The organism is Hominisplanchenecus murintestinalis (genome assembly GCF_943193015.1).
Lineage (GTDB): Bacteria > Bacillota > Clostridia > Lachnospirales > Lachnospiraceae > Hominisplanchenecus_A > Hominisplanchenecus_A murintestinalis.
In genome coordinates this window covers 1-10,157 of record NZ_CALPCM010000057.1, presented here as the reverse complement: position 1 = coordinate 10,157, position 10,157 = coordinate 1, and the positions used below count along the sequence as shown (strand labels likewise).

The following is a 10,157-nucleotide window of genomic DNA, read 5'->3' as shown; positions in this document are numbered from 1 at the left end:
ACATTGGCTTTGAGCAGGTTAAAGCTTTAGTGGCATAGGCTTATTGTGCAATTTTTTAAATTTGCTCATTTATAGTTATATATTGAGGATTTGTGAAGAAAAAGTCCCAAGGTATTGAAAATAAAGGATTTTACCGAACTATGCTTAAAAATGTTATAAATATAGCAGAATATCCTTAAAATGCTTATAAAATGGCGGTTTTTACTGATTTGCCGAACATATTTTATTTTGGGTTAGATTATTACAAAACAAGGATTATAGAGTTTATCGAACGTATCACCGAACACATTATTAAAGGTAAATTAGTTCTCTCGCTTTTTTAATTTATCTACTAATTGTGAAATTAGTTCTATTTCATCATCATCTAATCCCGTAACATCTATATTTCGTTTGTCTGTCATACCAAGTAAATAATCTGTAGACACACGAAATATGTGTGCTAATCGTACAAGCACATCATAAGATGGGTAACGTGTTCCCGATTCATAAGATGATACAGCACTAATAGCCAATCCTATTCTATCGGCTACTTGTTTTTGCGTCATTTTTTTATCTGTTCTAAGGGACTTTAATTTATCTCCCATATTCACCAACTGTATCACCTTCTTTCACAAATAGTGTATCAATAAGTATTTCCGATATGGTGAAATAAATTTCACTAATACGGAAAATTTGTGTTGAAAAAACAAAAAAGTAGGGGTATAATTAATATGATGTTATATTTTCATGGAGGAGGTATCGTGATGAAAAGGAAACTATGCGTTTTTGCAGTTCTTTCATTGACAGTTATATCTTTTGTTGGATGCAGTGGAGATGATGATTCATATAGCACAACAGATTCATCATATGAGAGCTCAAATTATGAAGATGATAATTCTGATTCGGATGATTCGGGCAGTTCATCATCTAGTAGTCACAACTCGGATTCTTCTAATTCATCAAGTTCATATAGCGGTTCGTCATCAAAAACAATAGCGCATTATTGTGAAGCGGATGGATGTTATAAGGAAGGAACGGAATCAATAGTTGGACTTAACAATACATTAGAGTATTATTGCTATACCCATTATAAGGAAATGGAAGATATGGTTAATGATATGGTAGAGGGTACATATTCATCATCATCTTCATTTACGAATAAAACAGGAACAAGTACAACCAAATGTGCACATTCAGGGTGTAATAATTATATTGCTTCTTCGGGTGACACATATTATTGTACTACACATTCAAAAAAATGTGGTGTGTGTGGTTGCTATATTGATGAAGATGCGATGTACTGTCCAACCTGTATAATAGATGCATTTACTCAATAAAACAAACGAAAAGAGGAGGATTTATTATGGCGAATCAACAACAAACAGGTAAAGTGGAATGCCCATATTGTCATTCTACGAATACTAAGAAAATTTCTGGTATGTCAAAGGCAGGGAGTGTAGCGTTGTGGGGAGTGTTTGCAGCAGGAAAAGTTTCAAAACAATGGCATTGTAATGACTGCAAATCTGATTTTTAGAAGGGAGTAAACTTATGTTTTGGTTTGTAGTTTTTTTAATAATGTTGTTTGTTTATCCCCCACTGGCGATAATAATTTTGCTAATAGGGGCGGCATATGCAATTTTTACAAAAAAGAAATAAGCAATAGCGTATATAAAGGGTTGCGGAAAACACCGTAGTCCTTTTTAAATGCCCACTTATTTATGGAAGAAGTGAGTTTAACTATGCAAGCATTAAACGGATTAAAGATATAATTATTCAATCGGGTATATTTTTCAGATGAGTAGAATGAAATTGCTATTTTAAGAACTGTTAGCTTGAATATTTCTTCAAATGCTTTATCGCTAGAATCGTTTGCGCCAAAACGCTGTTCAACATCCAGAATAATATCTTTAAGCGTTTCGGTTTGCAAACGGTCTGCCTGCATAAGCTGTTTAAATGTAAAACGGCGATTTTCTTTCCACTCAGCTATATTTTCTCCATTTGCAGGGAATTTATCAATAACTAAAGCTTCATCAAAAGCAGGAGCTTCGTAAAATTTAAGCAAATTATCCCCATTAGCAATAACGCCTATCTGTGGCTGTTTCAAACGACAGTAGGATTGCATTTGTTGAAATGGTGTAGAAGATTCTCCGTCAGCAATAGAGTTTTCATCTTTGATTCCTGGTCTTTTAACCTCAATAATCATATCTATTTTGGATTTATCGTCTTTATTAAAAACAGCAATATCAATACGCTTGTTTTTGATTACTTCTTTTCCCGCATAAACCGCAGGAAGTTCAAATCCAATTTGTTCCTTGGTATAACCATAAATCTCCATCAATTTATATGCGTAATATTGGCGTACTATTTCTTCTGGAGTGAGTTTAAAATAATCGCCATCATCGTTTTTTCCACGCACAACGCATTCTACACCTGCTTCACCATCTGATCTGTCGTGAATACGGCTGTTTATCCAATCTTTATCTTCTTGTGAGAACTGGGATATATGAGAAATTTCTTCTGGTTTTAAAATTTGGTCAATTTTCTTAGGCATTTTATTTTCCTTTATTCTTTATGTTTGTACTATCTGATGATTGTTCGTAGGCACAATCTCTTTTTCAATCCACGCCTGTTTTATAGTACCAGGCATATAACGGCCGTTCTTTGCTCTCGCAGTTTTCATACAATAATCAAATAGAACTTTGTTGATTCCAAGCTTAAATTTGCTGTTCAATATCAATTATAAAGATAAATCATGGAGATATCAAGGACAAAATAAATGCAGAATAAAAGGCAGAAATGATTAACTTTGAGGAATGCTTTGCATCACAAAAAAGAGGCATCCCAGAAAATACAAATTTGTCTAACTCTAAACGTAAGAAAGCAAATTTGCGATATCGAATTTGGAGACGAGATGTTGTGCAGTATCAATTTTTTAATTGCACAATCGGGGAGAAATTTGTTGCGGATGAAGAAAAAATCCAGGAAGTGGCAATTGAGGCTATTCCCAAAACCGAACCTCCAAAACCAGCCACCCCTCCTTAACATCCGCAGTAATCTCCCCCCCGTGCAATTCCACAATCCTCTTGACAATTGCCAGGCCCAGGCCGGAGCTTCGCGTATCACTGCGGGAAGCATCCCCCTGGTAAAAACGGTCAAATAATTTCTCTGCCTGCAAAGTTTCCTGGTTCTTTATCTGATTCTTCATCTGAATCAGGAAGATATTTTCTTCCAGTCTGGCGCTGAGGATGACTTCTGAACATTCTTTTGCATATTTCCTTGCATTATCAAAAAGGTTCTGGAATGCCCGCACTATCTTATTTATATCCACTTTCATCTCAAAACTGAAATCCGTAACATTATTTTGAAGAGCCAGCCCATGCTCTTGTAAAAGAATCTCGTTCTCATATGCCAGATGGCGCAGCAGAGCCGCCATATCTGTTTTCTCAAGATTCATTTCTACATCTGTTCCATTTAAACGGGTCAATTCAAACAATTCATTCACCATTTCATTCAGCCCCTGCAGGCGTACATCTACCACATCAATATATTCCCGGAACTTTTCTTCATCAGATGCCCCTTCTTTCTTTAAAAGCTTCACATAACCTATAATAGACGTTAAAGGGCTTCTCAGGTCATGGGACACATTTACAATCAGTTCGTTTTTTCTTTTCTCCAATCGCCGTTCATTTTCCTGCTTTTCAAGGAGTTTCTGCGACATATGGTTAATGCTGCTGCACAAATCTGCAATTTCATCATTTCCGCTTACTTTCAGTTCCCGCCCAAAGCCATCGTTCTCAATGTTTTTTATTTCCCTGGAAATATATTGGATATAATTTACTTTTCGTTTCGTTAAAAAAGCGAATGCTCCTGAAAATACTGCTACTAAAAGCAGGATGAATACGCCGGATAAATTAGTCATTATGAAAATCCCGCTTTTTGTATCCAAGAATCCTGATGCAGCCGTCTCTATAAACCAGTCTTTTAAAAACCGGATAATCAGTCCTCCTGCCAAAACAGCCGCTGCCACAGAAAGCACTACAGAAAGCAGGTAATAGATAATGAGTTTATGGCTCTTCACAGATAAAAAATACCGGAAAATAAAAAAGACAGCGGCTGCTGTGCCTGCATCAAACAGACAGCGTATCAGTATCTGCAGCCATTCCATATGATATGGAATCAGGTAATTCACAATAAAATCTTTCTCCCCCTGAAGGATAAGTATCGCCTGCAGGCTGACGACGCATCCCCCCGCCACATGAAGCGGATGCCTTTTTTTACAATTTATATCCCCTTCCCCACACTGTCTGGACATATTCATCCCCCCCTGTAGCATTCCGCAGTTTATTCCTCAAATTTGCAATATGCATCATGACTGTGTTTTCAGAATGGTAAAACTCCTCTTTCCACACTCTCTCATAGATTTGCGGGATGGACAGAATGCTTCCCTTATTCTCCAATAAAAGCTTTAAGATTTCATATTCTTTGGAGGTAAGCCGCAGCTCTTTTCCATTCACCCACGTCTGCCGTGTGCTGGCGTCCAGAGCCAGTTCTTCATAATGCAGCATATTATCAGAAATACGATTGTCATTATACTGCCTGTACCGCCTTAACTGGGCTTTTACCCTGGAAACCAACTGGACAGGATGAAACGGCTTTGTTATATAATCATCGCCGCCCGCCATAAGCCCCTCTACAATATCCATATCCTCTGCCTTTGCAGACATAAAAATAATCGGCATTTTCGCTCTCTCTCTGATTTTCATACATGCCGCTATCCCGTCCATCCCCGGCATCATAATATCCAGAAGAATCAACGCAACATGATACTCCGCCAGCACCTCAAGCGCCCTCTCTGCATTGTCGCACTTTATAAACCGATACCCTTCACTTTCCAGGTAAATCCCCAGCAAATTCCTGATGTCTTTATCATCATCTACAATAAGAATATATTCATCCTGCATCTGCATACCGCTCCCTGCCCCGGTTATAAATTTTAAAAACAGAGGAAATGATATTAACCAAAAATAGCTCTGTTAAAATCACCTGCCATTTTTCCAAACAAAGGAAATGGGCTATCTCCCCTGAATATACGATCATTCCTATTGAAACACTTTTTGCCATTATAGCAATAAAGACAAATACCGGCAAGCTGATTTTTGAAACAGCAGCCCCTATAGAAATGATAATATCCGGAAATACAGGAATTATAAAAAGTACTGCTATCATTTTTGTCTTATAGTATGCAATATAGTCCTGAAAGCCTTCCAGAGCTTTCCTGCAGTTTAGCTTTTTTACAATCCATTCGGAAACCTTTGAGGAAATCAGGTACATCCCTGCTATCCCTGCTGCCGAACCTGCCACGCCCACAGCCAGCGCCAGGGGCTGGCTTACCTGCCTGCTTCCCCACAATACCAGCAGCGTTTCAGGAACCGGGAGGCATATCGGCCGCAGCAGGCATCCCAGAAAATACAAAGCTATCATACTCTCTGCCCCCTTTCCGCTTTTTTCCTCATCACCATAACATAAGCTGGCGGTATATTTTTCAGTTCCAGCAAACAGCCTGCTATAGTAAAATACTTCTCAAAAAACTTCCGCTTAACCAGACTGTACTGAAATGTAAGGAACCGTCCCTTTGTCCCAATTGCCCTTTGCGTAGCCAGCAGTATTTTCTCTGAAATATCTTTTGGCAGAGACGTAAATGGCAGCCCTGAAACAATATAATCCGCAGTCTTTATTCCATATTGCGCCAGATATCCGTTTACGTTTTCCGCGCTCCCCAGGATCATCACTACCTCTTTCTGCATACCAAATTCCTTTTTCAGCCTATCATAAAAGACGGGATTATTTTCTATTAAAATAAGCTTCGTACCCTCTTTTCTATATTTCAGCAGTTTCCTGGTAAATGAACCCGTCCCCGGCCCATATTCCACAATACAATCGGCCCTGTCAAACTGAATGGGCTCCATCATTTTCTCTGCCAAAGCTTTTCCGCTTGGCATGACAGCGCCAACTGTCTTTGGATGCTTCACAAATTCTATAAAAAAGCGGAACATAATAAAACCCTCCTTATATCTGTCATCTGTTTAGACACGATTATAAACACCAGTTATAAAGAGGGTTCTGTAGAAATTATAAATTTTTCTTTAGGTTTTCCATTTATCCTATAGGACTATATGGAGGCACCTATTAGAGGATGCTGCAATATACCTTAATAGCCTGGGCTGCAAACTCCGCCGTTCCCTCGCCTCCGGCATGATTGATATTGTCGGTCATCTCCCCACCCCCGGCATACATATTGCCAAGCGCCGCCAAAATTTCATCTGAACAGGTATAAAAATGCTCCGTAATATAATCCTGCAGTTTCTTTACCAGCCTCTGCGCCGCACTGCCGGAAGGACTGCTGCCTTTCATACTTCCGAATTCTGTAAAGATTTCCATAAGTCCAGCCCACAGCTTCCGCTCGTCTTCTTTTGTCCTGTCTTTCGACTTTTCTTCAAACTCCCGGTATTCCGGCGTCTGTCCCCAGGATTCTTTTGCCCGCTCTGCGTATTCATCCATCTTTTTTGTGTTAAATACTGTAAAATCCAATTTCTTCACTCCTATCTGCTTTATTTCACGAGCAAGGTTTATCAGATTCTCCAGATGTTCCTTTTTCATCTGGAGCAGTGTAATCTGCTGGTCAAGCGCCCTGCTGTAATCGAAATCAGGGCTATCCAGGATATCCTTAATTTCTTTCAATGAAAACTGCAGCTCTTTAAACAGCAGGATACACTGCAAGCGTTCCAGGGCCGTATCGTCATACAGCCGATAACCCGCACCCGTGATTTCTGCTGGATGCAGAAGCCCGATCCTGTCATAATGATGAAGAGCGCGTATACTCACTCCCGTCAGCTCACTTACCTCATGAACAGTCATCATGATTTTCCACCCCTTTCGTGTAGGCATATTATAAAGTATGACATAACGTTAGAGTCAATAGGTAAATTTATGTTTTCAGGAACTTTTCTGCTCATTGACAAGTCCCGTTATTTTAGATATACTTCCTGAAAAAGCAGAAGGGTCAGGGTATCTGACCCTCGCGGCAGTCGCCAAATTCCTGTAAGCAGTCACTTAGCTCGTTGCTTGCAGGAATGGAATTCAAATATACAGAAAGGAAGATTCTATGACACCTATGAAAGAATTTTACGAAAGACAGGCAAATACGATAATCAAACATCTGGAAAAGAGAAACATGTCCGGATACTACTGCCCGGACAGTTCTTCCGCCGTAGACAAAGCGCTCTCCCTTATTGAAAATGGCTCTACGGTTTCCTGGGGCGGCTCTATGTCTTTAAAAGAGAGCGGCATGATTGACGCGCTCAAAAAAGCGCCCGTCACATTATTAGACCGCGCCGACGCACAGTCCCCTGACGAAGTGCAGGTCATCTACCGCAAAGCATTTTCTACCGACTACTATCTAATGAGCAGCAACGCCATCACTCTGGACGGACAGCTGGTAAACATCGACGGCACCGGAAACCGGGTCGCCGCCCTCACGTTCGGCCCTGCCCATGTCATTCTGGTTGTGGGCATGAACAAAGTAACAAAAACCGTGGATGAGGCTCTTGACCGGGTGCATAATGTTGCCGCCCCGCCAAATGCCGTCCGCCTCGGTTCGGATACACCCTGCGGAAAAACCGGAGTATGTGCAGATTGTCTTTCTCCCGAATGTCTCTGCGCCCAGGTTCTTGTCACTCGCTACAGCAGGATTCCCGGAAGAATCCATGTCATCCTGGTAGGGGAATCTCTGGGATACTAAACTAATATTCCACCCGCATCAGACACAGCCCTTTCGCCGGAGCCGTATAGCCGGCTTTTGCCCGTTCTCTTGCCCGCAGAACCTCCTGTACGGATTCCGGCGTTCTTTCATACTTTCCCACTTCAATTAGAGTCCCTGTGAGAATCCGCACCATATGATAAAGAAACCCGCTGCCCCGGTAAGAAATCTGAAGTTCTCCGGGCAGCTCCCGGAATTCAACCGAATACAATTTTCGTATTGTCGATTTCTTTATCTTCTTAGCGCAAAAGCCCTGAAAATCATGCTCCCCGATAAGATAATCAGCCGCCATTTTCATTCTGCCCACGTCCAGGGTTTCATCTAAATCATAAATATATTTCCTCTCAAATACATTTTTTGTCGTATTCGTGGATATCCTGTACAGGTACGTCTTTGCGCCTGCATTCAGCCTGCTGTGGAAACGTTCAGACACCTCACTCATCTCCGTTACGCAAATATCCTCCGGCAGATAGCAGTTTAGATAATCTCTGACGCCTTCGGCGCTGTATCCCTCTGGCAGATGCACATTCGCCACCTGCCCTCTGGCGTGAACGCCTGCGTCTGTCCGTCCCGCGCCGCTGATTTCTATCCGCTCTCCTGTCATCCTTCCCAGCGCAGCCTCAAGTTTCCCCTGTATGGTATCTTTCCCCATAGGCTGCCTCTGCCAGCCCGCATATCTCGTTCCGTCATACTGTACAACCATTCTATAATTCATCTTCTGCACCGTCCTTTCCCAAAGTCAAATCCCCCGTTTTTTTATTTTTTTCCAACTCAGTTTCACGGCTTCATAAAATGCAAACCGTTCCGTCTCCAAATAATACCTTTAGTATATCACACTGAAAAGTACATATACTACACCTAAATCATTTTACACAAGGAGGAATTATGAAAAAGAACGCAAAGACCAACCGTCAGATTATTGATGAATACGATTATTTAGGAAAATCCTGTTCCTTCCAGGACTGTACCGGACTGATCCCTTTCACGCCTGAAACCGAAGCAGAACTGGAATCTTATGAAGATATCTATCCCTATCTTCCGCCCAGAAATCTTATCTCTTATAATAAATTTTCGGATACGCAAGATGCCCCGTAAGACCACGGGGCACCCAAATCTATTATCGGTTATCTACTTTTTCGGGATACATGTCATGATGGGCGAGACGGTCATAAGCCATCTCCTCCCATTTTGTCCCTTTCTTTCCGTAATTACAGTACGGATCAATCGAAATCCCTCCTCTTGGAAGAAATTTCCCCCAGACTTCAATATACTTCGGTTCCATAAGATTTATCAAATCTTTCATAATCTTATTGCAGCAGTCCTCATGAAAATCTCCATGATTCCTGTAAGAAAAGAGATACAGTTTTAAGGATTTGCTCTCAACCATTTTCCTATCCGGGACATAAGATATGTAGATCGTCGCAAAATCCGGCTGTCCCGTAATTGGACAGAGAGATGTAAACTCCGGACAATTGAATTTTACGAAATAGTCATTATCCATATGCTTATTTTCAAAACTTTCAAGTACCTCCGGCGCATAATCCGTTTGATATTCTGTCTGCTTTCCAAGCGCATGTAACTGAGACATTTAATTTTCCTCCTTCACTTTAAGCTTTCTCGCCAGATACACAAAAGGCGTATCGCAGAATGCAACAATTGCTTTAAACAGATAAGTTGTAAGCAGAATGCTGACAAATACCTCCGTATCATACACGCCCCAGAAAGCGGCAAATGTAAACACCACCGTATCTACAGCCTGAGAGGTCAGGGTCGAACCGCAGTTCCGAAGCCACAGCATCCTCTCATTATCGCCTGTCTTTTTCCAGATTAAATGATAAAGTGTAACATCTATCGTCTGCGAGCAGATATATCCCAGCGTACTTCCCAAAACTACCCTTGGCACAAAACCAAACAGCATCGTCATCGGCTCATTCATGATATCATTCGCATTCGGGACAAACCTGAGCAGCCCCTGGGTTCCCACCAGGAAAATAATTGTAGTAAACAGGCCGATGTAGACCGCTTTCTGCGCCGCTTTCTTTCCGTATTTTTCAGACAGAATATCTGTCACCAGAAAACTGGCCGCATAAAGCGTATTTCCCGCAGTGGTAGAAAGCCCGAAAATATCCACATTTTTACATACCTGTATATTGGCAAGAATCGCTGAAATCGCCGTAAACACATACAGCCCGGTTTTGCCAAATATTTTATAGGCGAGCACCACCGCAAAAAGATAAAAAACAATCGAAAATATAAATAAAACAGAATTTGTCATTTCTTCTCCTCCTAGTATAATAATGGTGTAGTCAATCAAGACTACTTGTTTAATAAGTTTCTATAAATCAGATAACAGAAGAAGGTG

The 10,157-nt window shown here is 40.9% G+C and carries 14 protein-coding genes; 4 read left to right on the top strand and 10 right to left on the bottom strand.

The window, feature by feature from the left end; translation table 11 throughout:
- Positions 1-302: 302 nt before the first annotated feature.
- Positions 303-584 (bottom strand): helix-turn-helix domain-containing protein, encoded by a 282-nt coding sequence (locus NFR99_RS13430; protein WP_251353902.1) that lies wholly within the window; start codon positions 582-584, stop codon positions 303-305.
- A gap of 159 nt (positions 585-743) precedes the next feature.
- Between NFR99_RS13430 and NFR99_RS13425 the strand changes: the two genes are divergently transcribed.
- Complete coding sequence (locus tag NFR99_RS13425) at positions 744-1,316, top strand: hypothetical protein (RefSeq protein ID WP_251353901.1); 573 nt, start codon at positions 744-746, stop codon at positions 1,314-1,316.
- A gap of 26 nt (positions 1,317-1,342) precedes the next feature.
- Positions 1,343-1,513: a hypothetical protein gene (locus NFR99_RS13420; RefSeq protein ID WP_251353900.1), complete on the top strand. Its 171-nt coding sequence runs from the start codon at positions 1,343-1,345 to the stop codon at positions 1,511-1,513.
- 105 nt (positions 1,514-1,618) lie between these two features.
- Here NFR99_RS13420 and NFR99_RS13415 read toward each other — a convergent pair whose 3' ends face one another.
- From NFR99_RS13415 to NFR99_RS13390, 6 genes are all read right to left on the bottom strand, one after another.
- Positions 1,619-2,530 carry a type I restriction enzyme HsdR N-terminal domain-containing protein gene (locus NFR99_RS13415; RefSeq protein ID WP_251353899.1) on the bottom strand — a complete coding sequence of 304 codons (912 nt, stop codon included), beginning with the start codon at positions 2,528-2,530 and terminating at the stop codon, positions 1,619-1,621.
- A gap of 447 nt (positions 2,531-2,977) precedes the next feature.
- Complete coding sequence (locus NFR99_RS13410) at positions 2,978-4,291, bottom strand: HAMP domain-containing sensor histidine kinase (RefSeq protein WP_251353898.1); 1,314 nt, start codon at positions 4,289-4,291, stop codon at positions 2,978-2,980.
- Positions 4,254-4,946 carry a response regulator transcription factor gene (locus tag NFR99_RS13405; protein WP_330642207.1) on the bottom strand — a complete coding sequence of 231 codons (693 nt, stop codon included), beginning with the start codon at positions 4,944-4,946 and terminating at the stop codon, positions 4,254-4,256. The genes NFR99_RS13410 and NFR99_RS13405 overlap by 38 nt, the downstream gene beginning before the upstream one ends.
- On the bottom strand, positions 4,930-5,460 hold the full coding sequence (locus NFR99_RS13400; protein WP_251353897.1) for a VTT domain-containing protein: 531 nt from the start codon (positions 5,458-5,460) through the stop codon (positions 4,930-4,932). Before NFR99_RS13400 ends, NFR99_RS13405 begins: the two co-directional genes overlap by 17 nt.
- A complete protein-coding gene (locus NFR99_RS13395; RefSeq protein WP_120485675.1) occupies positions 5,457-6,032 on the bottom strand; it encodes a class I SAM-dependent methyltransferase in 576 nt (191 codons plus the stop codon). Before NFR99_RS13395 ends, NFR99_RS13400 begins: the two co-directional genes overlap by 4 nt.
- A gap of 133 nt (positions 6,033-6,165) precedes the next feature.
- Positions 6,166-6,897: a MerR family transcriptional regulator gene (locus NFR99_RS13390; protein WP_251353896.1), complete on the bottom strand. Its 732-nt coding sequence runs from the start codon at positions 6,895-6,897 to the stop codon at positions 6,166-6,168.
- Positions 6,898-7,141: 244 nt separating this feature from the next.
- On the opposite strand from NFR99_RS13390, the gene NFR99_RS13385 reads away from it, so the two are divergent.
- Entirely contained in the window at positions 7,142-7,777 is a 636-nt protein-coding gene (locus NFR99_RS13385) for a lactate utilization protein (protein ID WP_135976991.1), read from the top strand.
- 1 nt (position 7,778) lies between these two features.
- Here NFR99_RS13385 and truA read toward each other — a convergent pair whose 3' ends face one another.
- Positions 7,779-8,510, bottom strand: coding sequence for a tRNA pseudouridine(38-40) synthase TruA (truA, locus tag NFR99_RS13380; RefSeq protein ID WP_120485672.1), 732 nt, complete (start codon positions 8,508-8,510; stop codon positions 7,779-7,781).
- 170 nt (positions 8,511-8,680) lie between these two features.
- On the opposite strand from truA, the gene NFR99_RS13375 reads away from it, so the two are divergent.
- Positions 8,681-8,890, top strand: coding sequence for a hypothetical protein (locus NFR99_RS13375; RefSeq protein ID WP_120485671.1), 210 nt, complete (start codon positions 8,681-8,683; stop codon positions 8,888-8,890).
- Between the two features lie 22 nt (positions 8,891-8,912).
- On the opposite strand, the gene queF is transcribed toward NFR99_RS13375, so the two are convergent.
- Both queF and NFR99_RS13365 read right to left on the bottom strand, forming a co-directional pair.
- Positions 8,913-9,383, bottom strand: coding sequence for a preQ(1) synthase (queF, locus tag NFR99_RS13370; protein ID WP_120485670.1), 471 nt, complete (start codon positions 9,381-9,383; stop codon positions 8,913-8,915).
- On the bottom strand, positions 9,384-10,070 hold the full coding sequence (locus NFR99_RS13365; RefSeq protein WP_120485669.1) for a queuosine precursor transporter: 687 nt from the start codon (positions 10,068-10,070) through the stop codon (positions 9,384-9,386). It lies immediately after the preceding gene.
- Between the last annotated feature and the right edge of the window lie 87 nt (positions 10,071-10,157).